At 66.5% G+C, this 22,487-nt stretch carries 21 protein-coding genes; 12 read left to right on the top strand and 9 right to left on the bottom strand.

Going from position 1 to position 22,487, the window contains the following annotated elements:
* The first annotated feature begins 131 nt into the window (after positions 1 to 131).
* Positions 132 to 467 (top strand): hypothetical protein, encoded by a 336-nt coding sequence (locus OCI36_RS02035; protein ID WP_261663393.1) that lies wholly within the window; start codon positions 132 to 134, stop codon positions 465 to 467.
* Between the two features lie 43 nt (positions 468 to 510).
* Here OCI36_RS02035 and OCI36_RS02030 read toward each other — a convergent pair whose 3' ends face one another.
* The gene (locus OCI36_RS02030) at positions 511 to 1,323 is read right to left on the bottom strand and encodes an AIM24 family protein (protein ID WP_261663392.1); all 813 of its coding nucleotides are present in this window, start codon (positions 1,321 to 1,323) and stop codon (positions 511 to 513) included.
* 311 nt (positions 1,324 to 1,634) lie between these two features.
* Here OCI36_RS02030 and OCI36_RS02025 point away from each other — a divergent pair, with 311 nt between their 5' ends.
* The 3 genes from OCI36_RS02025 to OCI36_RS02015 all read left to right on the top strand — a co-directional run bounded on the left by OCI36_RS02025 (position 1,635) and on the right by OCI36_RS02015 (position 3,387).
* On the top strand, positions 1,635 to 2,069 hold the full coding sequence (locus OCI36_RS02025; protein WP_261663391.1) for a hypothetical protein: 435 nt from the start codon (positions 1,635 to 1,637) through the stop codon (positions 2,067 to 2,069).
* 101 nt (positions 2,070 to 2,170) lie between these two features.
* On the top strand, positions 2,171 to 2,863 hold the full coding sequence (gene gmk, locus OCI36_RS02020) for a guanylate kinase (protein ID WP_261663390.1): 693 nt from the start codon (positions 2,171 to 2,173) through the stop codon (positions 2,861 to 2,863).
* A complete protein-coding gene (locus OCI36_RS02015) occupies positions 2,860 to 3,387 on the top strand; it encodes a macro domain-containing protein (RefSeq protein ID WP_261663389.1) in 528 nt (175 codons plus the stop codon). The genes gmk and OCI36_RS02015 overlap by 4 nt, the downstream gene beginning before the upstream one ends.
* Before the next feature lie 36 nt (positions 3,388 to 3,423).
* Here OCI36_RS02015 and OCI36_RS02010 read toward each other — a convergent pair whose 3' ends face one another.
* The 3 genes from OCI36_RS02010 to OCI36_RS02000 form a co-directional block, all read right to left on the bottom strand.
* Positions 3,424 to 4,257 carry a peptidylprolyl isomerase gene (locus OCI36_RS02010; protein WP_261663388.1) on the bottom strand — a complete coding sequence of 278 codons (834 nt, stop codon included), beginning with the start codon at positions 4,255 to 4,257 and terminating at the stop codon, positions 3,424 to 3,426.
* An 89-nt stretch (positions 4,258 to 4,346) separates the two neighbouring features.
* The gene (surE, locus tag OCI36_RS02005; protein ID WP_315941230.1) at positions 4,347 to 5,222 is read right to left on the bottom strand and encodes a 5'/3'-nucleotidase SurE; all 876 of its coding nucleotides are present in this window, start codon (positions 5,220 to 5,222) and stop codon (positions 4,347 to 4,349) included.
* 118 nt (positions 5,223 to 5,340) lie between these two features.
* On the bottom strand, positions 5,341 to 6,552 hold the full coding sequence (locus tag OCI36_RS02000; RefSeq protein ID WP_261663387.1) for a YihY/virulence factor BrkB family protein: 1,212 nt from the start codon (positions 6,550 to 6,552) through the stop codon (positions 5,341 to 5,343).
* Between the two features lie 228 nt (positions 6,553 to 6,780).
* Here OCI36_RS02000 and OCI36_RS01995 point away from each other — a divergent pair, with 228 nt between their 5' ends.
* Entirely contained in the window at positions 6,781 to 8,550 is a 1,770-nt protein-coding gene (locus OCI36_RS01995; RefSeq protein WP_261663386.1) for an NAD-dependent malic enzyme, read from the top strand.
* A 104-nt stretch (positions 8,551 to 8,654) separates the two neighbouring features.
* Here OCI36_RS01995 and OCI36_RS01990 read toward each other — a convergent pair whose 3' ends face one another.
* From OCI36_RS01990 to rny, 5 genes are all read right to left on the bottom strand, one after another.
* Positions 8,655 to 8,879: a PspC domain-containing protein gene (locus tag OCI36_RS01990; RefSeq protein WP_261663385.1), complete on the bottom strand. Its 225-nt coding sequence runs from the start codon at positions 8,877 to 8,879 to the stop codon at positions 8,655 to 8,657.
* Between the two features lie 77 nt (positions 8,880 to 8,956).
* Complete coding sequence (locus OCI36_RS01985) at positions 8,957 to 10,615, bottom strand: CTP synthase (protein ID WP_261663384.1); 1,659 nt, start codon at positions 10,613 to 10,615, stop codon at positions 8,957 to 8,959.
* A 245-nt stretch (positions 10,616 to 10,860) separates the two neighbouring features.
* Complete coding sequence (locus tag OCI36_RS01980) at positions 10,861 to 11,403, bottom strand: ankyrin repeat domain-containing protein (protein WP_261663383.1); 543 nt, start codon at positions 11,401 to 11,403, stop codon at positions 10,861 to 10,863.
* Positions 11,404 to 11,505: 102 nt separating this feature from the next.
* Positions 11,506 to 12,129: a hypothetical protein gene (locus tag OCI36_RS01975; RefSeq protein ID WP_261663382.1), complete on the bottom strand. Its 624-nt coding sequence runs from the start codon at positions 12,127 to 12,129 to the stop codon at positions 11,506 to 11,508.
* Between the two features lie 115 nt (positions 12,130 to 12,244).
* Positions 12,245 to 14,062: a ribonuclease Y gene (gene rny, locus OCI36_RS01970; protein ID WP_261663381.1), complete on the bottom strand. Its 1,818-nt coding sequence runs from the start codon at positions 14,060 to 14,062 to the stop codon at positions 12,245 to 12,247.
* Between the two features lie 605 nt (positions 14,063 to 14,667).
* Between rny and uvrA the strand changes: the two genes are divergently transcribed.
* The 7 genes from uvrA to OCI36_RS01935 all read left to right on the top strand — a co-directional run bounded on the left by uvrA (position 14,668) and on the right by OCI36_RS01935 (position 22,485).
* The gene (gene uvrA / locus OCI36_RS01965; protein ID WP_261663420.1) at positions 14,668 to 17,877 is read left to right on the top strand and encodes an excinuclease ABC subunit UvrA; all 3,210 of its coding nucleotides are present in this window, start codon (positions 14,668 to 14,670) and stop codon (positions 17,875 to 17,877) included.
* Complete coding sequence (locus OCI36_RS01960; protein ID WP_261663380.1) at positions 17,874 to 18,734, top strand: hypothetical protein; 861 nt, start codon at positions 17,874 to 17,876, stop codon at positions 18,732 to 18,734. The genes uvrA and OCI36_RS01960 overlap by 4 nt, the downstream gene beginning before the upstream one ends.
* Before the next feature lie 149 nt (positions 18,735 to 18,883).
* The gene (locus OCI36_RS01955) at positions 18,884 to 19,606 is read left to right on the top strand and encodes a DsbA family protein (RefSeq protein WP_261663379.1); all 723 of its coding nucleotides are present in this window, start codon (positions 18,884 to 18,886) and stop codon (positions 19,604 to 19,606) included.
* 27 nt (positions 19,607 to 19,633) lie between these two features.
* On the top strand, positions 19,634 to 20,152 hold the full coding sequence (locus tag OCI36_RS01950; protein WP_261663378.1) for a disulfide bond formation protein B: 519 nt from the start codon (positions 19,634 to 19,636) through the stop codon (positions 20,150 to 20,152).
* The gene (gene gatC / locus OCI36_RS01945; protein ID WP_261663377.1) at positions 20,139 to 20,480 is read left to right on the top strand and encodes an Asp-tRNA(Asn)/Glu-tRNA(Gln) amidotransferase subunit GatC; all 342 of its coding nucleotides are present in this window, start codon (positions 20,139 to 20,141) and stop codon (positions 20,478 to 20,480) included. Before OCI36_RS01950 ends, gatC begins: the two co-directional genes overlap by 14 nt.
* A 111-nt stretch (positions 20,481 to 20,591) precedes the next feature.
* On the top strand, positions 20,592 to 21,863 hold the full coding sequence (serS, locus tag OCI36_RS01940) for a serine--tRNA ligase (RefSeq protein WP_261663376.1): 1,272 nt from the start codon (positions 20,592 to 20,594) through the stop codon (positions 21,861 to 21,863).
* Between the two features lie 64 nt (positions 21,864 to 21,927).
* A complete protein-coding gene (locus OCI36_RS01935) occupies positions 21,928 to 22,485 on the top strand; it encodes a hypothetical protein (protein WP_261663375.1) in 558 nt (185 codons plus the stop codon).
* The last annotated feature ends 2 nt before the right edge of the window (positions 22,486 to 22,487 follow it).

The following is a 22,487-nucleotide window of genomic DNA, read 5'->3' as shown; positions in this document are numbered from 1 at the left end:
TTGGGGAACTTTTGTGCCCACTCCATCAGAGCGCTGAAAAAGAGGCTTGTCACCGCCTGGCAGCGGGTCCGCTATATTCACCTGCCCCGTCAGCTTATGGACGCCAACTTACGCCGCTATCAATAGAAGAGGTGCGGGTCTTTCTGTCGTTCGTGGAGACCCATCTGTATCTGCATGTCACTTACGAGGAACTGCTGATGCGGCGCACCGGCCACCCGGCCGCCGTACAGGGCCGCGCCGCACATCAGCGGCTGGCAGCTTACGGCGAGGGCCTGCGCGCCCGGCTGCTCTCGCAGGGGCCGACCCAGCCCCTGCTGGAAGAACTGCACCACGTGATGTGCACCTGGCTGCTGGGCCACGTGCCACGGGTGGACCTGGGCGTGCCACTGGCAGCGACCCCAGCGCCCGCGCCTGGGCCGGCCGCAGACACAGCGACGCCGCTGCCCCGGCTGCCACAAGCCGGCTGAGCCAGGATTTGCCCCGGCCACAGCGCCGGCAGCTGCCCCCAATTCAGTTGCCCAGAATCTCGCTGAGGTTGCCGCCCGCAGCCCCGGCGGCGCCACCGAGACCCAAGGTGCCTGGGCCGCCCAGGGTGGGTGCCAGCCAAACCCGGCCGGTGCCGCGGTATACCTGCAGATAGCCCTCGCCGGTGCGGCCAGACCCCAGCAGGCTGCGGGAGCTGCGTTCCACGCTGAACTGGAGGCCAGCGGTATAGGCCAGCACCAGGTTGCCGTCCACCTTGAGGGTATCGTCCTGCAGTTCCAGCACGTCGAATTCGCTGTGGTACACCGGACTCTGCAGGCAGAAGACCCCGCTGCCGCTCAGGCGCGGCTGCACGCGGCCCTCGCCGCTGCCCAGCGTGTTGGCCAGGCCACGGTTCACATGCCGGCCCACCGTGATCTGGCCGGCGGCCGCCACAAAGGCACCGTCGTCTACGATCAGGTCCTCGCCGCGCAGTTCGCCCAGCAGGTAGTGCAGCCGGGTGGGCTCGGTGGTGATCTGGCCGCTGCCCCGGTACACCGTCTTGAACAGTGTCTCGCCGGTGGCGGCTGCAGTCACGGCGCCGCGCAGCAGGCCGCCCAGCCCGCCGCCGCCCTGTGACCCACCGGAGGCAGAAGCTTCCAGCTTGATGTCGCCGCGCAGCCACTGCAGGGCGCCCGGTTCCAGTACGGCGTGCCCACCGTTCAGTTCGACCCGCAGCTGCCGGTAGGGATCAGGGCGGTTCAGGGTCTGATGAAAGCCATGGAGCGGTTCTTCCAGCGGCTGGGCCGTGTATACCAGCACGCTGACCGCCGCGCCGGGCGTGGTGAGGGTCTGGGTCATGCGGGGTTGCCAGGTATAGTTCATAGCCCCAGGTACGTGGTGGCCAGGCGAAAAGTTCCACCAGCAGCCGAGAAAAGCAAAAAGATGAGGATTCTTAGCTCAAAAGTCGCTGTTCCTGTTGGCTGCCCAGCCCTGTCAAAAGAGAACCTGACCAGGTTGATATTTGGGGACCAGAGAGAAGCACACAGAGAATTTGAGAGAGTCAAGTTGGAAGAACAAGTGCCCTGAAACGCCTCCCCGTTTTTTGAGGGGAGAGTCAGAAAGCTTTACTCGGCGGCTTTCTGCTCTTATACTTCCGCTACGGAGGAAAGATGAACTACAAAAGACTAAGTGAACAGGTCCTTGAACTGACCAACCCCCAGCGCAGCGATACCTTTGTGCGGCAGTTTCGTGAAGCGGTGCGGCAGGGTGAACTGAAGGCCATTTATCTGCCCGGAGAACGCTTTACCCTGCCCAAGGAATACACCCGGCGCGGCAAAAGCGGCACCTACCAAAAAGACACCAAGGAAATGCTGTTTGAATACACCCCCGAATTTGAACAGTGGTTCGACGAGAAGAACCGCGAACTGGCTGTGAGCCGCAAGGGCGGCAGCATCAAGGCCACGGTGGAAACTGTGGAAGCCGGCCTGGTGGACTTTGAAGCCCTGGCCCGCGAAACCCAGGAGAAGATGCAGGCCAGCTTCGAAAAGGGCCAGCAGCTGGGCAAGTCACGGACCCGCAAGACCGGAACCCGCAGCCGCAAATAAGTCCCCGGCGCGGTGCCCCTTCTTTCCCCGCCGTGCGCGGGGTTTTTTGTTTCTGCCTGCCGGCTGGCACCGGCCGGGACACCAGGGGTATTCTGGGCGCCATGAATGGAACTCCCCCACCCCAGCCCACCGAATCCAGCCCACCTGCGACTGCCCCGGGGCTGCTGCTGGTGATGACCGGAGCGTCCGGCGTGGGCAAGGGCACGCTGCGCGCCCGCTGGCTGAAAGACCAGAACGTGTTCTATTCGACCTCCTGGACCACCCGCGCCCCGCGTGAAGGCGAGCGCGACGGCATAGATTACGTGTTCGTGGACCGGGATACCTTCAGCGAGCACATTGACCGGGGCGAATTTCTGGAGCACGCCGAGTTCGTGGGCAACCACTACGGCACCCCGCTGGGGCCTATCCGCGACGCACTGGCCCGCGGGCAGGACGTGGTGCTGGAAATCGAGGTGGAAGGCGCACGGCAGGTGCGCGAACGCCTGGGCAACGAAGCCGTGATGATCTTTATCATGCCGCCCAGCCTGGATGAACTGCGCCGCCGGCTGGTGGAACGCGGCACCGAGAGCCCCGACAAGATTGAAAAGCGGCTGGCCCGCGCCGGCACCGAGATGCAGCAGAGCGACATGTTCGACTATCTGGTCGTCAACGACGATCTGGAGCGGGCGGTGGCCGACCTGCACCGCATTCAGCAGGCCGAGCGCAGCCGCCTGATTCCGGCGGCGCAGCGTTCCCCCGAGCAGCAGCAGCTGGCCGGCGCCGCCGAGCATCTGCGCACCCGGAGGGCCTCATGACCCCGGCCCGCGCCCGCCTGAGCCTGGTGCAGGGCGACATTACCCGGCAGCCGGCCGACGCCATTGTCACTGCCGCCAACAGTGGCCTGCGCGGAGGCGGCGGGGTGGACGGCGCCGTTCACGCCGCTGCCGGCCCCGAGCTGCTGGCGGCGCTGCGGCCCATCGGCGGCACCCCCACCGGCACCGCCGTCATCACGCCGGCTTTCCGGCTGGAAGCGCGGGGCGTGCGCTGGGTGATTCACGCGGTGGGGCCGGTCTGGCACGGCGGCGGGCGCGGCGAAGCCGGGCAGCTGGCCGGGGCTTACCGCCAGAGCCTGGACCTGGCCGCCGAAGCCGGCGCCCACAGCGTGGCCTTTCCGCTGATCAGCGCGGGCGTGTACGGCTACCCGCTGGAAGGCGCCCTGGACATCGCCCTGAGCGCGCTGCTGGCAGGGCTGGAACAGCACCCCGAGCTGGAAGCCCGGCTGGTGCTGTTCGGGGAACCCACCTTCCGCGCTGCCGAAGCCGCCCTGGCCCGGCGCTGAGCCGGAGCGGGCGGCGGCCCGGCGCCCAGGCTGGGTTTATTTGGCCTTGGTCAGAATCCGCACGCTGAGCAGTTTGTCCGGCACGGCGCCTTCGATGGGCGCTTCACTGCCACCGTCGCTGGTGGCGGTGCGGGTCAGGCTGCTGAGCGTTTCCTGACCGCTGACCACCTTGCCGAAAATGGTGTGGCGGCCGTTCAGAAAGTCGGTGGGCGCAAAGGTGATAAAGAACTGGCTGCCGTTGGTGCCGGGACCGGAGTTCGCCATCGCCAGCAGGTTCGGCTCGTTGAAGGTCAGGTTCTGGCGAATCTCATCGGGGAACTGATAGCCGGGGCCGCCGGAGCCCCATTCGGCTTTCTTGGACTCGTCCACGCTGAGGGGATCGCCGCCCTGCGCCATGAAGCCGTCAATCACGCGGTGGAAGCGGGTGCCGTCATAAAAATGATTGCGGGCCAGGTGCACGAAATTGTTCACCGTGACCGGGGTGTCGTTTTCCAGCAGGTCAATCAGGACCTGTCCGCGCGAGGTGTCGAACAGGGCGTAGTAGTCGGTGCCGTCTTGCAGGGTGCGCTTGGGCGCCTCGCTGAACTTGCGCACCGGCTCCTGGCTGAGGGGGTCCAGCGCCGTATAACCGGCCGGAATCTTGCCCGGTTCGGTCACGGTGGGGGCACTGCTGGTGCTGGCCGCCGAAGCGGTCGCCGTATCTGAAGCGGCCTCGCCGGAAGCCTCAGTGGCCGCAGCGCTGGCCCCAGCGGCGGCGCCGGAAGTGGTGGTCGAGCTGGTGGTGGTCTTGGTCTGCTCCTGGCAGGCGCTTAGGGCGCCCATGCCCAGCAGGGCCGTGAGCAGCAGCGCGGGGGTCTTGGCAAAGTTCATCGGGTGTCAGTCTAGCCACAGACAGTGGGAAGCGTGTTAAAGGGTGCCCGCTTCCCCCCTGCCCGCCGGCCCTCCCCCACTCCGCCGGCTTACAGCTCAGGCAGGTAGGCGGCCACCTGCGGCAACAGGTCACGGGCCGTCAGGTCCAGCCGCACCGGCGACACGCTGATCAGGCCGCGCTGCACCGCGCCGTAGTCGGTGCGTTCGTCCTCGTGGGCGGGAGCGGTGCTGGTGCCGGCCACCCAATGGTACTCGCGGCCTTCGGGGTCGCGGCGCGAATCGATGCGGTCTTCCCAGCGGTGCATGCCCACCTCGGTCACCTGCACGCCCTGCGGGGGGCCGCCAGGGAAATTCACGTTCAGCAGGGTGCGCGGCGGCAGGCCACGCGCCGCCACCTCGGCAGCCAGGCGGGCGGCGTAAGCGGCTCCGGCACTGAAATCGTACTCGCCATCGGGGCCGGCCTGCTGGCTGAAGGCGATGGACGGCACCCCCAGCGCCAGCCCCTCGATGGCGACCGCCACCGTGCCGGAATGGGTCAGGTCGTCGCCCAGGTTGGGGCCGAGGTTGATGCCGCTGACCACCAGATCCGGCCGGGCCAGCAGGTGAACGCCCAGCACCACGCAGTCGGCCGGGGTACCGTCCACCCGGTAAGCCGGAATCCGCTCTCCGAAGCCGGCCGCCGCCGTGTGCTTGAAGCGCAGCGGCCGCCGGATGGTGATGCCGTGGCCCACCGCCGACTGCTCCACGTCCGGCGCCACCACGAACACGTTGGCCTGTTCCGCCAGGGCCAGCGCCAGCGCCTTGATGCCCGGCGAGAAAATCCCGTCGTCGTTAGCGACCAGAATGGTGGGCTTGCCCGGGTCGGCCGGCTGAAAACGGGGCGGGCGCTCGGGCTGGGGCGCCGGGGCACCCGCTGTGTCAGGGGAAGCAGACGGGTGCAGCGGTTGGGGCTGTTCGGCAGTCATGCTGTCTATCCTGCCATGCGCCCGGCTGCTGGCCGTCAGGCCCCTGTCTGCCCCGAGCGGCCATCCCTGCAACACAAAAGCGGCCGCGCAGGACCGCCTTTGCTGCTCAGCGCCGTATTCAGCGGCGCTTGGTAGAGATGGTGCCCTTGTCGCTGTGCACGGTAACCCGCTTTTGCAGCACCTGTTTCTTGCCGCCCAGCCCCAGCACTTTGGCCAGCAGCAGGGCCGGCACCGCCAGCACTGCCGAGACGGCGTTCCACACAGCACCGGTCAAGCTGGGCAGCACCGGCTTCGGCGCGCTCTGCTGCATGGTCAGCATGGAGTGGGGCTGGTCCATCCGGGCGCTGCGCTGCCAGGCCCGCTGGCGCTGCTGCGGGGACAGGGCGCCGCCGGTTTCGGCTGCGTAGGCAATCGCGCGGGCTTCACGCGGGGTCAGGTAGCCTTCTTCCTTGATCTGGGCGCTGAGGCTGGCCTCGCTGGACCCGAAATGCTTGGCGTAGGCGTAGGTCAGCTCGGCGCCGAAAAACAGAATCATAGAGTTGTAGTAAATCCACAGCAGCAGCAGAATCACCGAGGAGTAGGCCCCGAAAGCGCTGGTCGGCGCAAAGTTGGCAAAGTACCAGCTGATAACGACCTGCAGAATGGAGAACAGCACCGCCGTGATCGCCGCTCCCACCAGCACATCCTTCCATTGCAGGCGCACGTTGGGTAGCTCGCGGTAGATCACCGCAAACACGCCGGTCAGTAGCACCGCACCCAGAATCAGGGTGCCCAGCCGCGCCAGAAAAGCGCCGGCGCCCCAGGCCTGGCCCAGCTGCTGCGCGATGGCCGACATGTAGGTGTTCAGCGCAAAGAACAGCAGCATCACCACCCCGAAGCCCAGCACCATCAGCAGGCCCTTGCCGCGGGTCCTCAGCTGCCCGGCAAAGCCGCCAGTGGCCTCGGACGGCACGTTCCACAGTTCGTTGAGCGAGCCCTGTAGCTGCACGAACAGGTTGGTGGCCCCCCAGGCCAGTGTCAGCAGACCGATCACGGCGCCGGCGGTGATGCCACCGCTGAAGTCCACTTTGCCCTTCTGGCCGTCAAGCATGGTTTGCAGCGCCGTACCCACATCGGCCCCGAAATTGCTGGCCAGAAAGTCCACGATGCGTTGCTGCACGCTGGGGTCGGCCAGCAGGCTGGTCAGAAAGGTGATGGCCAGAATCAGCAGCGGCACCAGCGCGAAGATGGTGAAGTAGGTCAGGGCGGCGGCCAGGCGCGGCGCGTTGTCCTTGCCGAAGGACGTGGCCGCCTCGCGCACCAGCAGAGCAGTTTGGGGTACAGAAAGCATCTTGCCTAGCAGTCTAATCGCCCCTGCCCCGGCGCGGCGCCCGCAGACACTCACAGGCCGTTTAGGGTTCTGCCGGGGGAGGGCCCGCTTGCTGCGGGAACTCGCCCCTGCCCCGTGCAGCCACCAAGACACCGGGAGCACTTTTAACGGCTGAAAGGCTGAGCGGCAGCTGCGGCCGACGACCACCGCCCTATGACAAACGGTCAGATCTCAATTATGCTGTCTGGTATGCCCAGTCCTAATCAATTGACCCGCTACTACGATGTGAAGCGCGACGCGAATGGGCAGCGCTACGTGGAAGTCCACGTGACCGGCTTTCCGCTGCTGCAAATTCCGCTGCTGAACAAATCCACCGGCTTTTCCCGCGAGGAACGCCGGGCGCTGAACATCGAAGGATTGGTGCCGCCGCATACCAGCAGCCTGCAGGAGCAAAAGACCCGCACCTACAACTCCTACCGCAAGCAGACCAGCGATTTCGAGCGCCACGAATTCCTGCGGGCGCTGCAGGACCGCAACGAGGTGCTGTTCTACGCGCTGCTGCTGGACCACCTCGAAGAGATGCTACCGATTCTCTACACCCCCACGGTGGGCGAAGCGGTCAAGAACTTCTCGGACATCTACCGCTATCCGCGCGGGCTGGCCGTCAGCACCGACGACATCGAGCACGTGGAAGAGGTGCTGGACAACGTGCCGCTGAACGACGTGCGGATGATCGTGGCGACCGATTCCAGCGCCATTCTGGGCATCGGGGATCAGGGCTTTGGCGGCATGGCGATTTCTATCGGGAAGCTGAGCCTGTACGTGGCCGGCGGCGGCCTGGGGCTGGACAAGACCCTGCCGGTGGAACTGGACGTGGGCACCGACCGCAAGGACCTGCTGGACGACCCCCTCTATCTGGGGCAGCACCACCGCCGACTGACCGGCCGGCAGTACGACGAATTCCTGGACCGGTTCGTGGAAGCGGTGGCCGAGCGCTACCCGCAGGCCATTATTCAGTGGGAAGATTTTGCGCGGGGCACGGCTTTCCGGGTACTGGAACGCTACCGCCGGGTCATTCCCAGCTTCAACGACGACATTCAGGGCACCGGCGCGATGGCCGTGGCGGGCCTGATCAGCGCGGCGCGGATCAAAGGCGAAACGCTCTCGGATCAGGTGTTCGTGGTGGTGGGCAACGGCGCCGGCGGCATCGGGGTAGCCGACATGATCCGCGAGGGCCTGCGGCGTGAGGGCCTGGACGAGGAGCAGATTCGCCAGCGGCTGTACGTGGTGGGCCGCACCGGGCTGATGGTGGAAGGGCTGGGCTACGAGAAAGACGCCTTTCAGCAGGTGTTTATCCAACCGCGCAGCGCCGTGGAAGGCTGGACGCTGGCCGGCGAGCAGCCCACGCTGCTGGAAACGGTCCGGAGTGCGCGCGCCACCGCCGTGCTGGGCCTGACCGGCTCGCCGGGTCTGTTCAGCGAGGACGTGGTAAATGCCATGCTGGAACACACCCCGCGCCCGATCGTCTTTCCGCTGTCGAACCCCACCAGCCATATCGAGGCGCACCCGGCCGACCTGCTGCGCTGGACCGACGGCCAGGCGATTATCGCCACCGGCAGCCCGTTTCACCCTATCGAGCACGGCGGGCGCGAGTACCGCATCGGGCAGGGCAACAACGCCTTTATCTTCCCGGGCCTGGGTTTCGGCGCCGTGATGAGCCGCGCCCGCGAGATCACCGACGGCATGGTGATGGAAGCGGCGCAGACCCTGGCCGACTGGACAGCCGAATATGCCGGTGAGGAAGCGGTCTTTCCCGCCATCGATCAGCTGCGGGCGGTCAGTGAGCAGGTGGCGGTGCGGGTGGCCCGGCGGGCCATCGCTGAAGGCGTGAGCGCCGAGCGCCGGATTCGCAACATGAGCGACGAGGAGCTGACGGCCTTTATCCGCGAGCATCAGTGGACGCCGGAATATCTGCCGTTCCGCCGCGCCGCCGACGCCGAACTGGCCGGCGGGCTGTAAGCTCTGGCCCGGCGCGCACTCCAACTGGCGCGCACTCCAAACAGAACCCCCAGCCGGGAATCACTCCAGGCTGGGGGTTTTTGCTGGGTCTGCGTCCCCTGGCGTCAGGCTGCCGGAGCCAGAATCCACAGCAGCACGTAAGCCACCATGAGAAAGGGAGCGGCGCCAGTCATGATGCCGAGCAGCACCACCAGAACCCGCAGCAGGGTCAAGTCGGTCTGAGGCAGGTAACGGCGTTGCAATCCGGCCACCACGCCGGCCAGCATCTTGCGGCTTTCGTCGCGGCGGAATTCGGTTGCCGGACGCTCGGGCAGGGGATCTCTTTTCATGCTCCTAGCTTAACGGCCGGCCCCGGCTCCCGCATCCTTCTAAAGGTGGAGGGGAGCCAGCAGCCGTGACCCCGACCTTAGGCCTGGGAAGAAGCCTGGGCCTGCCGCTGACGTTCCAGCGCCGCTTCGACCAGACCGGCAAAAGGCGGGCTGGGGCGCATCGGGCGGCTCTTGAACTCGGGGTGCGCCTGCAGCGCCACGTAGTAGGGGTGGACATTGCGGGGCAGCTCGATGGTTTCCACCAGGCCGGCGCCGCGGCCGTTCATGCCGGGCGTCACGCCGCTGATGACCAGACCGGCGTCTTGCAGCTGCGGCACATAACGGGGGTTCACCTCGTAGCGGTGGCGGTGGCGCTCGGTCACCACGCCGCCCTGCGGCACGCCGTACATCTCGGCCACGCGGGTGCCGGGGGCCAGCTGCATGGGCCAGTCACCCAGTCGCATGGTGCCGCCCAGACCTTCCACTTCCAGCTGCTCGGGCATCAGGTCAATCACCTTGTCCTCGGCGTAGGGGTCGAACTCGGAGGAGTTGGCGTCCTTGATACCGGCCTGGTGCCGGGCGTACTCGATGACGGCCACCTGCATGCCCAGGCAGACGCCCAGATAAGGCACGCCACGCTCGCGGGCGTACTGGGCGGCGCGAATCTTGCCCTCGATGCCGCGAATGCCGAAGCCGCCCGGCACCAGAATGCCGTCGGCATCGCCCAGCAGGGCTTCGATGTTTTCGCCGCTTTCGGAAAGTTCCTCGGCGTTGACCCACTTGATGTTGACGCGGGCGTCGTTGGCGATGCCGGCATGGGTCAGCGATTCCAGCAGGCTGAGGTAAGCGTCGGGCATGGCGGTGTACTTGCCCGCAATGGCGATGGTGACCTCGTTTTCCGGGGTCTTGAGGGTCTTGACGGCGTTGGTCCAGACATTCAGGTTGGGGTGGGTGCGTTCCAGACCCAGCAGGTCCTCCACCGCCTTGCCCAGGCCCTGTTCTTCCAGCGCCAGCGGCACCTCGTAGATGTGCGGCACGTCGTAGCTGCTGAACACCCGGTTTTCACGCACGCTGGTAAAGGCGGCGATCTTGCGGGTGATGTCATCCGGCAGTTTTTCCTTGGAGCGCACCATCACGATGTCGGGGCTGATGCCGTAGCTACGCAGCGCCGCCACCGAGTGCTGGGTGGGCTTGGTCTTGAACTCGTTGGAGGTGCCCAGGTACGGCACCAGCGTCAGATGCAGGAACAGGACATTCTCGTCGCCCTCGTCAAAGCGGAACTGCCGGATGGCTTCCAGGAACGGCAGCGATTCGATGTCACCCACCGTGCCGCCCACTTCCACCAGCACGATTTCGGCGCCGGCCGTTTCACCGGCGGTGCGAATCCGGCGCTTGATCTCGTCGGTCACGTGCGGAATCACCTGCACGGTCTGCGAGAGGTAATCGCCGGCCCGCTCCTTGCGGATGACTTCCTGGTACACCTGCCCGGTGGTGATGTTGCTGCCCTGGGGGATATCCAGGTCAAGGAAGCGCTCGTAGTTGCCGATGTCCAGGTCCGTTTCGGCGCCCGAAGCGGTCACAAAGCACTCGCCGTGCTCATAAGGGCGCATGGTGCCGGCGTCGATGTTGATGTAAGGGTCGATTTTGACAGCGGTGACTTTGTAACCACGGGCCCGCAGCAGCGCGCCCAGGCTGGCGCTGGCGATGCCCTTGCCCAGGCTGCTGACCACGCCGCCGGTAACGAAGATGTATTTCATGCTGAACTCCTTCCGGAAAGAAGCGGTAGGGAGAAGAAAATGGAGATGATACCGGCGAACACGGCTTCTCTGGCCTCAGGGCGGCTCTGGAAAGGCAGGATGGCCCAAGAGAGGCAAACTGGAATAAAAAAAGCCGTGGCAGCTAGGCTCACGGGGTTTCAGGATAGCACGGGGGCGCCGGGGCGCAGAGAGGCCGGGAACACCAGAAAGCCCTGGTCCCTCTGCGCCCTTCTCCCCCGGCAGCCTCAGCTGTGGCGCTCGGCAGCCGAGGTGCCGGCGGCCATCAGTTCGGCCAAGCGTGCGGCCGTGTTCTGGGCGCCCATCTGCCGGGCGGCGTCCAGGGCGCTGAAGCCGGCGGCGTCACGGGCGTTCAGGTCGGCGCCACGGTTCAGCAGCAGTTCCAGCATCTCGCTGCGGTCGAACATGGCGGCCAGGAACAGGGCGGTGCGGCCGTCGGGGCCGGGGCTGTCCACATCCACGCCCAGGTCCAGCATCAGGCGCACCATGTCCAGCTCACCCTTGAAGGCGGCGGCCTGAAGCGGAGTCTGGCCCCGGTCGTTGGCACGCGACGCGTCGGCGCCGGCTTCCAGCAGCACCCGCACCACTTCCGGCTGGCTGTTGTAAGCGGCCAGCATCAGCAGGGTATCGCCCTTTTCGTTGGTCAGGTTGACCGGCACACCCTGTTCCAGCCAGCCCTGCACCTCGGCCGCCTCGCCGGCGCGGGCCAGGTCGAACATGCGCTGCAGCAATTCCAGAATCTGGGGGTCAAGTTCGGAGGCATGGGTCATGCGCCCCAGTGTGCCACAGCTGCTTGCCGCCGCATGGTGAGGCACCCGGCCCTTTGCACTTGGCCCTTTCTCTACGGATTCTCTGCGGGCCAGCTCCCAGCTCTAGGCCGGCTGCTCAGCCTGCTTTTCCTGAGTCAGTGCGGCCAGCTGCTCGCCGGCCAGCCGCATCAGCGCCCACTGCCCCGCCAAGAACCACAGCCCCAGCAGCAAGGCACCCAGATTCAGCAGCCACACGGCCGGCGTCAGCCACTGCCGGGCCTGCTGGACCCGCGTCAGCCAGCCCTGGACCTCGGCCTGCTCGGCGCGCAGCTGCGGCAGGCTGGGACGATGTTCCAGCAACTCCGCCCAGTTGCCGGCCACCGTCTGCAGGCCCTGCAGGGCCTGGTCGGTCACGCCGTTCTGGCTCAGGAACAGCCCGATGATGGGCGCCGAGCGGGCCTGCGCGGCCAGGTCGCCCAGCGTGCGCACGGCGTCCAGCGTCTCGGGGCGGGCCAGCAGGTCCAGCGGGGCCAGTGAAGCGGTCAGCTGCTCCAGGCCGGTGTTCAGGTTGGTCAGACCGGCGCTGGCCTGATCCAGCCAGTGGGCCAGCTGCGGCGCGAAGATCAGGGTCAGGCCCCAGGTGCCCAGCGTGAGCAGCACGGACAAACCTATGCCCAGGCCCCCCAGCAGGCGGGCCAACCGCCAGAACGCGGCCGGAGGGCGGGGACGGGTGGGGGCTGGCGTCATGCCGTGCATTGTACGGCTGGGACGGGAGCGGCAGGGGGGCCACAAGTCAGCGCCCCCGGCCGGAAAGCCCCAGAACAAGCTGAGGCGCCGGCCGGGGGCGCTGCGAAAAAGCAGTCTAGCGGGCGATTTCGGTGGCGCGGCTTTCGCGTACCACCGTGACCTGCACCTGCCCGGGGTATTCCATGTCTTGCTCGATGCGGCCGGCCACGTCGCGGGCCAGCAGCGTGGCCTGCGCGTCGCTCACCTGATCCGGCTGCACGATCACCCGCACCTCGCGGCCGGCCTGAATGGCGTAGGCCTGCTGCACACCGGGAAACGACACCGCAATTTCTTCCAGGGCTTCCAGGCGGCGGGTGTAGGCTTCCAGCTCCTCGCGGCGTGCGCCGGGGCGGGCCGCGCTGATGGCGTCGGCAGCGGCCACCAGCACCGAGTACAGCGTCTCGCCGTTTTCGGGGTCGTGGTGGTGGGCGATGCCGTCAATCACCTCGTGCGGCTCACCGAAGCGGGCCGCCAAGCTGATGCCGATCTCCACGTGGGTGCCTTCCACCTCGCGGTCGATGCTCTTGCCGATGTCGTGCAGCAGCCCGGCGCGGCGGGCCATCACGGCGTCCAGGCCCAGTTCGTCGGCCATGATGCCGGTCAGGTGCGCCACCTGAACAGAGTGCTTGAGGACATTCTGCCCGTAGCTGGAGCGGAAATACATTCGCCCCAGCAGCTGCAGCAGCCCCGGCTTGAGGCCCACCACGCCCGCCTCGATGGCGGCTTCCTCGCCCTGGGTGTGAATAAAGGTGCGCATGTCCTCCTGGGCGCGGCCCACCATCTCCTCGATGCGGGCGGGGTGAATGCGGCCGTCTTCCAGCAGGCCTTCCAGCACGTGCCGGGCCACCTCGCGCCGCAGTGGGTTGAAGCTGCTGAGCATCACCGCTTCGGGGGTGTCGTCGATGATCAGGTCCACACCAGTTAGCGCCTCAAAGGCCCGGATGTTGCGGCCCTCGCGGCCGATCAAGCGGCCTTTCATGGCGTCGCTGGGAATCGGCACCACGCTCACCGACAGCTGAGCGCTGGTTTCAGAGGCGCTGCGCTGAATGGCCTGGGCAATCACGCTGCGGGCCTGCCGGGCAATTTCCTTGCTGCTCAGATCGGCGGCGCTGCGGACGCGGGCGGCCTTTTCCTCTTCCAGCTCGGCGTCCAGGGCGCTCAGAATGCGCTCGCGGGCTTCCTCGCGGCTCAGTCCGGCCACCTCCTGCAAACGGGTACAGACCTCAGCGGCGCGGCTCTGTAGCTCCTGTTCCTGTCCAGCCAGCTCGCGGGCCTGACGCTCCAGGCGTTCTTCCAGGGCGTCGAGGCGTTCGCCGCGCACGTCCAGCTGCTCGGCGCGGCGGCTCTGGCGTTCCAGCTCGCGGTTCATGGCCTCGCGCTCGTTGCGGTATTCCTGGCGGTCGGCGTTCAGGCGCTCGCGGTCCTCGGCCATCTCGGCCTTGAGAGAACTGCGCTCGGCGGCCAGCTGTCCGCGCTCCTGTTCCAGCTGCAGCCGGTCGGCGCTGACCGTGTCGCGCAGCGACTGAAACTGCTGGCGCTGCTCGGCCAGCTGGCTGCGGCGGTCCTCCAGCTGCTGGCGCTGCTCGCGCAGTTGCTCGGCCAGCTGGGCACGCTGCTGTTCGGTCTGTTGTTGGGCCTGTTGGAGAATCTGTGCAGCCTGCGCCTCGGCGTCAGCCTGGGCGCTGGTCCGCAGGGCCTGCACGTCACTGCGGGCCTGCTCGCGCAGCGCGGCCACCTCGGCCTCGGCTTCCTGGCGAATGGCTCCGGCCCGCTCAAGGGCCTGCTGCTCGTGCTGTTGCTCGACCTGCTGGCGGCGCTGGCTGCCCAGCTGCTGCCCGGCCCAGAACGCGGCCATGATTCCCAACAGAGCCAGAATGATGTATGGGACTGTCAAATAAGGCTCCTTCCTGCAATGGTTCTGATGTCTGGAGAAAGTGGTTAAAAACTGGAGAAAGCGGCTGAACACCGGCAGAGGCCTCTGCATAGGCGTGGGCCCGGCAGGACAGCGGCAAAGAGGGGCGAAATTGAGCACCCGAAAGTGAAGAGATGGTCCTCCAGCTCAGTGTAGCCTGTCGGCCCTTCGCTTTAGACCGCTCGCCTCTCCGGCTCTGGACCTTCTCTATCCATGCTCCGGCGTAGGCGTAGGCGTAGGTGTGGGTGTAGGCGCAGTGTGCCCCCAGCCCGGCGGCCGGCGCAGGCCAGATGTTAGACTGGCATGTTTAGCCCGCCGAGCAAATCCCGCTCAACCGCTACGCTTCAGACAGAAACCTCCCCGGCCGCCCCCGGGCCTGCCACCCACCCCAAAGGAGTTCCGTTTTGCCGCGTTCTGCCCAACCCAAAACTGCCAAAACTGCACCTGAAAGTGCACAGCAAAATGCACAGCCCAAAGCTGCCCCGGAGGAGAAGACGGCCGTGGCCGACCTCTCGCCTGACCTTTCGCAGGTGGCCGGCGTGCCCGAAGACACCGGCCAGCCCAGCCCGGCCGGCCGCCGGGCCAATGTGCGCCCGCCGGCCACCCCCGTCACCCAGGCGTCTAACCTGATTGTGCGCGGCGCCCGCGAACACAACCTCAAGAACGTCACGGTCGAGCTGCCGCGCGACCAGTTCATCGTCATTACCGGGGTGTCGGGCTCGGGCAAAAGCACCCTGGCCTTCGACACCATCTACGCCGAGGGCCAGCGCCGCTACGTCGAGTCCCTGAGCGCTTATGCCCGGCAGTTCCTGGGCCTGATGGAAAAGCCGGACGTGGACGCCATCGAAGGGCTTTCACCGGCCATTTCGATTGACCAAAAGACCACCAGCCACAACCCGCGCTCCACGGTGGGCACCGTCACCGAAGTCCATGATTACCTGCGGTTGCTGTTCGCGCGGGTGGGCACGCCCTACTGCCCCATCTGCGGGCGTAAGATTGAGCGCCAGAGTCCCAGTGAAATCACCGACCGGCTGCTGGACGGCTACCCGGACGCCCGCGCCATTCTGCTGGCGCCGGTGGTGCGCGGCCGCAAGGGCGAGTACCGCAAGCTGTTCGGTGACCTGCGGCGCGAGGGCTTTGCCCGCGTGCGGGTAGACGGCGTGCTGTATGAGCTGGAAGAAGCCGAGAAGCTGAAGTTGGAAAAGTTCGAGAAGCACGATGTGGACGTGGTGATTGACCGCCTGAAGCTGCGCGCCGACGACCGGGGCCGCATTGCTGAAAGTGTGGAGCTGGGCCTGCGCCGCGGCGAGGGCCTGCTGCGGGTGATGCTGCCTGATCAGGGCGCCGAGGAACTGTATTCCGAGAAATTCGCCTGCCCCGAACACGGCAGCGTGCTGGAAGAACTGGAGCCGCGCTCCTTTTCCTTCAACAACCCCTACGGCGCCTGCGGCGACTGCTCGGGCCTGGGCTACAAGCAGAAATTCTCGGCCGAGCGGGTGGTGGACCCGGAACTGTCTATTGCGGGCGGGGCCATTTTGCCCTGGTCCAAGAAGGGCTCGACCGGCGGCATCTACTACTGGGACAAGCTGCGGGCGCTTTCCGAGCACCTGGAATTCGACCTCAAAGCACCCTGGCGTGACCTGCCGCAGAAGGTGCAGGACATCATCCTGAACGGCATCGACGAGCCATTCGAGGTGGTCTACCGGCGCGGCGGCAAGGAAACCATGCGCTTTATGACCGAGTATGAGGGCGTGCTGCCCAACCTGGAGCGGCGCTACCTGGACACCGAGTCCGACTACATGCGCGAGAAGCTCGAAGAGATGATGGAGCTGCAGCCCTGCCCCACCTGCGGTGGCACCCGTTACCGGCCCGAAATCCTGGCGGTGCGCGCCGGGGGGCTGAACATCGCGCAGGTCAGCAGCATGAGCGTGCTGGACGCCGACACCTTTTTCGGCCGGCTGGCCGAGAACGCGGTAACGGCGGAGGACGCTGCGCCCTACGTGAAGGGCAACCTGGGCGGCACGGCGCAGGCGGCCCCGGCGCGGCACCCCGAGTACCGGCTGAGCGAATTCGGCGCGGCGGTAGCGGCCCCGATTCAAAAGGCCATCCGCACCCGGCTGAGCTTTCTGGTGGACGTGGGCCTGGATTACCTGTCGCTGGACCGCACCGCCAATACTCTTTCCGGCGGCGAGGCGCAGCGCATCCGGCTGGCGACCCAGGTGGGCAGCGGCCTGACCGGCGTGCTGTATGTGCTGGACGAGCCCAGCATCGGACTGCACCCCAAGGACAACGGCCGCCTGATCGGCACCCTCAAGAACCTGCGCGACCTGGGCAACACCCTGCTGGTGGTGGAACACGACGAAGACACCATGCTGGAAGCCGATTATCTGGTGGACATGGGCCCCGGCGCCGGGGTCCACGGCGGCGACGTGGTTTCGGCCGGCACGCCCCAGGAGGTCCGCGACGACCCCAACAGCCTGACCGGCAAGTACCTGCGCGGCGAGCTGGAGATTCCGCTGCCCGACAAGCGCCGCCGCGGCAATGGCCGCCGGCTGCGGATTTTCGGGGCCAATCAGCACAACCTCAAAGACGTGGATATCGAGATTCCGCTGGGCATCATGACGGTGGTCACCGGCCCCAGCGGCTCAGGCAAGAGCACCCTGATTCACGACATCCTGCACGCCACGCTGGCCCGCGACCTCAACGGCGCCAAGACCAGCCCGGGCCGCTACAACCGCATTGAGGGCCTGGAACACCTCGACAAAGTCATCGAAATCGACCAGTCGCCCATCGGCCGCACCCCGCGCTCCAACCCGGCCACCTACACTGGCGTGTTCACCGAAATCCGCGACCTGTTCACCCGCACCCCCGAGGCGCGGCGCCGGGGCTATCAGGCGGGCCGCTTTTCCTTCAACGTGAAGGGCGGGCGCTGTGAGCACTGCAAGGGTGACGGCGTCATGAAAATCGAGATGAACTTCCTGCCAGACATCTACGTGCCGTGCGAGGTCTGTCACGGTGCGCGCTACAACCGCGAAACGCTGGAAGTCAAATACAACGACAAAACCATCGCCGACGTGCTGGACATGACGGTGGAAGACGCCTGCGAGTTCTTCGAGAGTATTCCCGCAATCGCCGGCAAGCTGCAACTGCTGCTGGACGTGGGTCTGGGCTACATGAAAATCGGGCAGCCCAGCACCACGCTCTCGGGCGGTGAGGCGCAGCGCATCAAGCTGGCGACCGAACTGGCGAAAAGAGCGACCGGCAAGACCATCTACATTCTCGACGAACCCACCACCGGCCTGCACTTCGAGGACGTGCGCAAGCTGATGCTGGTGCTGGAGCGGCTGGTCGAGGGCGGCAACACCCTGGTGATCATCGAACACAACCTGGACGTGATGAAGTCCGCCGACCACATCATCGACCTGGGGCCCGAAGGCGGCGTGCGGGGCGGCACGGTGGTCACGGCCGGCACCCCCGAACAGGTTGCCGCGCACCCCACCAGCTACACTGGGGAGTACCTGCGGATGGTCCGGGGCCTGGTCCCGGCGGCGCAGAGCGAAATCCACTCTTCTCCGGCGGCTGGCAGCAAGTCCGCTCAAGTCGGGGCCGCCAGCAGCAAGGCCACCAAGGCAGAAGCTGACAAGCTCGCACCCAAGCGCAGCGCCGCCAAGGCGGACAAAGCGGCGGAGCCGGCCAAAAAAGCCCCCGCAAAAAAGACCCCGGCAAAAAAAGCTGAGACGGCCGCCGCAAGCAGCAAGCCCCGCAAGGCCGCCGGACAGAAAGGCAAGAAGGCATGAGTCACCCAGAACAGCCCCACCAGGACCCCCGCAGCGGCGCCGCCCCGGAAGAACGCGCCGGGGACGGAACCAATAGCGCCGGGCAGCCCCGCCCCGCCTGGGCCGAGCCGGAGCAGACGGCCAAAGCAGGCCAGCCCGCCGAGCAGGTGGTGGCCGCCGTTCCCCAAGTCACCGAAGTTACAGAAGTCAGCGAGGTTGATGCGGCGCCCATGACCGAGCCGGCCGGCCGGCCGCTGGGCCGGGAGGCCGACGAGGTGGTGGCCGCGCCTGTTGAGCCGCGCCGCACCGGCCCGCAGCTCTCTCCGCAGGAGCGGCTGCGGCGGCAGAACTGGCTGGGCCTGGGCGGCCGGGTCATCGGTGGGCTGGTCACGCTGGCCGCGCTGCTGGCGGTGCTGAGCAGCGGCTGGGAATGGAGCAACGTGCTGTTCCTGTGGGTGCTGCTGGCCATCTTGGCCGACGAGTTCGGCGGCTGGTTCGGATACATCGCCGCCTTTATGGGCCTGCTGACCCTGCTGATGGGCAATCAGCCGGACGACACCTGGAAAGTGCTGCTGCCGCTGGTGGGCGGCGCCCTGCTGGCGCTGCTGGTGGTCAAGCATTCCGGTGGCTGGATCGTGCTGCCGTTCGCAGCGGCGGTGTTTGCCCTGCCGATCATTGCAGCGGCGCAGTTCGGGCACCTGCTGGACGAGAACCTGCTGCTGGTGGCCGACCCTAATTTGCAGCGCAGCGCCCTGCTGGCGATGCTGATGGGCCTGGGCGTCAGCCTGGTGCGGCAGGTCATCCTCTGGATCGTGGACCTGACCGGCCGCCGCGCCGAGCGCCGGCTGCTGCATGCCGATCAGGCGCCCGTGCGCTGAGCCCGTCACCTCTGATTTCCCAGAAGTACTGCCCACCCGGGCAGCGCTTTTTTGTTATTGGCACCCAGCCCAATCAGCGCAGGCGCGGGCGGCGGGGCAGCTGGCTCTGTCTGCGGCCTCACCCCCGCCGTGTAGAATCGGCTCTAACTATGACCAAACTGCAGGGAAACAAGAGCAACAATACGGCGCTGATCCTCGGCACCCTGATCGCTGCCGCTTTGATCGCGCTGGCGCTGTTCGCCGGACGCGGCAAGAACGACGCCAAAGCCCAGGCCGATACGGCCAGCGGCGCAGCTGTCAAGGCCCAGTTCGACCTGAGCAACAAGCCGGTGGTCGGTGAAGCGTCGGCGCCGGTCGAGATGATCGTGGTGGAGGACTTCAAATGCCCGGCCTGCAAGCAGTTTGAAGGCAGCATTTTCCTCAAGGTGGAAAACGATTATGTCCGCTCGGGCAAGGTAAAAGTGTACTCGGTAACCTGGCCCTTCCTAGCCGAGATAGCCAAGCTGCCCGAGGACGATTCCAAGTACGCCGCGCAGGCGGGCGAGTGCGCCTTTGAGCACGGCGGCAACGACGCTTTCCGGCAGTACAAGACCATCCTGTTCCGCGCGCAGGAAGACGAGAACAAGGTCTGGGCCACCAAGGAACGCCTCAAGGAGCTGGCCGCCAACGTGCCGGCGATTGACCAGGCCAAGTTCGGCGAGTGCCTGGACAGCGACGCCACCGCCGCCCGGGTGGACGCCAACGAGGCCGAGGTCAAGGCCAGCGGCGTGAATGGGACCCCCAGCGTCTTTATCAACGGCGACAAGGTCGAGAATCCCGGCGACTACGCGCAGCTGCAGCAGGCGATTGACGCCGCGCTGGCGAAGAAATAAGGGCCAGGATAAGGGGCTGCTGAGGGCATGAACCGTTCGACCCGCCTGTATCTGGCCTGGGTGGTGGCGCTGGCCGCTGCGCTGGGCAGCCTGTACCTTAGCGAGGTGCTGGGCTACCGGCCCTGCAAGCTGTGCTGGTACCAGCGCACCGCCATGTATCCCCTGGCGCTGACACTGGGCATCGCCGCTTTCCGGGACGACCTCAGGTTCCGGGTGTATGCCGTTCCGCTGGCGCTGGCCGGCATCGTGACGGCCCTGCTGCAGAACGCCGAAGTCTGGGGCTGGATCGGGCAGCTCAAGGCCTGCTCCATAGACGCCGGGCAGGAGCCCTGCACCACCATCTGGCCGCTGTGGTCGCAGCTGTTTGGGGAGGGAGCCTCGGCGCTGAATTCCATTCTGACCATTCCGGTGCTGAGCATGACCGCCTTCGGGCTGATTCTGCTGCTGCTGGCCTGGCCGGCGCAGCGGCGGGAAGAGCTGGGGCGGGGGCAGCTGGGTCAGGAAGCTGCCGGGGCCCCCTATACTGAGCCGCATGACCGCGCCTGACCCGACCGCCCCCGCTGCCCAGCCGGCCCAGGCCGACCGCCTCAGCAGCGAGCAGCTCCAGCATCTGGCCTTTCTGGCCCGGCTGGAACTGAAACCCCAGGAAGAAGAAGCCATCAAAGAAGAGCTGAACGACCTGCTGGGCTACTTTCAGCAACTCCAGGCGGTAGACACTGGGGGCGTGGAGCCGCTACAGCGGCCGCTGCCCCTGTCCGGCGAGCTGCGTGCCGATGAACCCGGCATGACCCTGTCACAGGCTGAAGTGCTGGCCCTGGCCCCGGCCAGCGAGCAGGGCTTTGTGCGGCTGCCGCGCACCCTCGACACCGAGTAACGAGTGCGCCGCCGGCACTGAGACGGCTCCGGCGCTCGCCCCGGCTGCCGGGCGCGCCTTTTTTCTGATTCATTTTCTTTTTGCTCTTTCTCCCTTTTGCCGAGGTGCCCCATGCAAGACATCCGTTTTATCCGCGAGAACCCTGACGTTATCCGCAAAGCGATTGCCGACAAGTTCCTCGAGCTCGATCTGGACGAGGTGCTGGCGGCCGACCGCGCCGTGCTGGACGTACGCCAGCAGGTCGAAGCGCTGCAGGCCGAGCGCAACGCCAACGCCAAGCTGGTCCCGAAAGCCAGCGCCGAGGACCGCCCGGCCCTGATTCAGAAGGGTAAGGACCTGGGCCAGCAGCTCAGCGACCTGGAACCGAAGCTGCGCGAACAGGAAGAGGCGCTGCGCGGCCTGCTGCTGCGGGTGCCCAACATTCCCCACCCCTCGGCGCCGGTGGGCCCCAGCGACGAGGAAAACGCAGAACTGCGCCGCGAAGGCCAGCTGCCGGCCTTCGACTTTCAGCCGCTGGACCATGTGGACCTGCTGGAGCTGCAGGGCTGGGCCGATCCCGAGCGGGTGGCCCGGGTGTCGGGCAGCCGCTCGTACCTGCTCAAGGGTGAAGCGGCACGGCTGGAGATGGCGATTCTGACTTTCGCGCTGGACTTTCTGGCCGAGCGCGGCCTGGAGATGCTCAGCACCTCGGCGCTGGTGCGCCCGGAAACCCTGGTCGCCACCGGACATTTTCCGGGCGGCGAGGATCAGGTCTACCGCCTTGAAGGCGAGGACCTGCTGCTGGCCGGCACCAGCGAAGTGCCGCTCAACTCGCTGTACGCCGGCGAAATCCTGGCGGGAAGCGACCTGCCGCTGGCTTACGCCGGTTTCAGCGCCGCCTTCCGCTCCGAAGCCGGCAGCGCCGGGCGCGACGTGCGCGGATTGATCCGGGTCCACGAGTTCCGTAAGGTGGAGCAGTACGTGATCTGCCGGCCTGAAGACGGCCCGGCCTGGTTCGACAAACTGCTGGCCAACGCCGAAGGTATTCTTCAGGCGCTGGAGCTGCCCTACCGGGTGGTGCAGAATTCCACCGGCGACATGGGCCTGGGCAAGCACCTGATGATGGACATCGAAACCTGGGTGCCCAGCGAGGAAAAATACCGCGAAACCCACTCCTGCTCGTACCTGACCGACTGGCAGGCCCGCCGCACCGGCCTGCGCTTCAAGGGTGAAGGTGGCAAGCCTCAGTTCGCGCATACCCTCAACAACACCGGCATCGCCAGCCCGCGTATTCTGGTGCCTTTCCTGGAAAACCACCAGCAGGCCGACGGCACGGTGAGGATTCCGGCGGCGCTGCAGCCTTATATGGGTGGCCGCGCGGTGATCGGCAAGCCCCGGCGCTGAGAAAGGATGACGGAAAAGTAAAGGCTCTTTCAGATTCCCGTCAGGACCCCCCCAGAATGTAGTCATGAAAACATTTTTACCTGTTGCCACATTGTTGGCTCTTGGTTTCGCTTCTGCTCAGGCTGCTCCGGGAGCGGCTGCACCCACCAGCTGGCTGGGACAAAAGGTGGACCCGGCCCAGACCACCTTCTGCCGCACCCACGGCTGCAGATTGGTCACGGTGCGCCAGAACGGCGAGGGAACGATGGGCTGGCATGACGGCACACAGCGCACCTACCGCCTTGGGGACGGCAGCCAGATGCAGGTGGAGGTGCGCCCGCAAGGCTGGATCAGCACTGCTCGGCTGCTGACAAAAGGCCAGCCCCAGAAGAACGGCACCACCGCCATGAATCCGGCCCATTACCCGCTGGCCGCCGAGTTCCTGAGTGCAGTGACCGGCCGCCGCTTCAGCGCCGAGAAGATTGCGGCCTGCGAGCAAGCTGGGGTGGCCCTGAACGACCCGGAAGTCTACGGGCCTGCCGCGCCGCTCTCGCACTGGACCACACCGGGCGGGCTGCCGTACAGGGCCCGCTGCGGCATCAACAGTCAGGTGGGGGTGTGGGCCGGCTGGCAGCAAGCGTGAAT

Origin of the sequence: Deinococcus sp. Marseille-Q6407, assembly GCF_946848805.1 — a bacterium.
Classification (GTDB): Bacteria; Deinococcota; Deinococci; order Deinococcales; family Deinococcaceae; genus Deinococcus.
The sequence above is the reverse complement of the archived record's forward strand: the minus strand, read 5'-3'. Positions and strand labels throughout refer to the sequence as shown.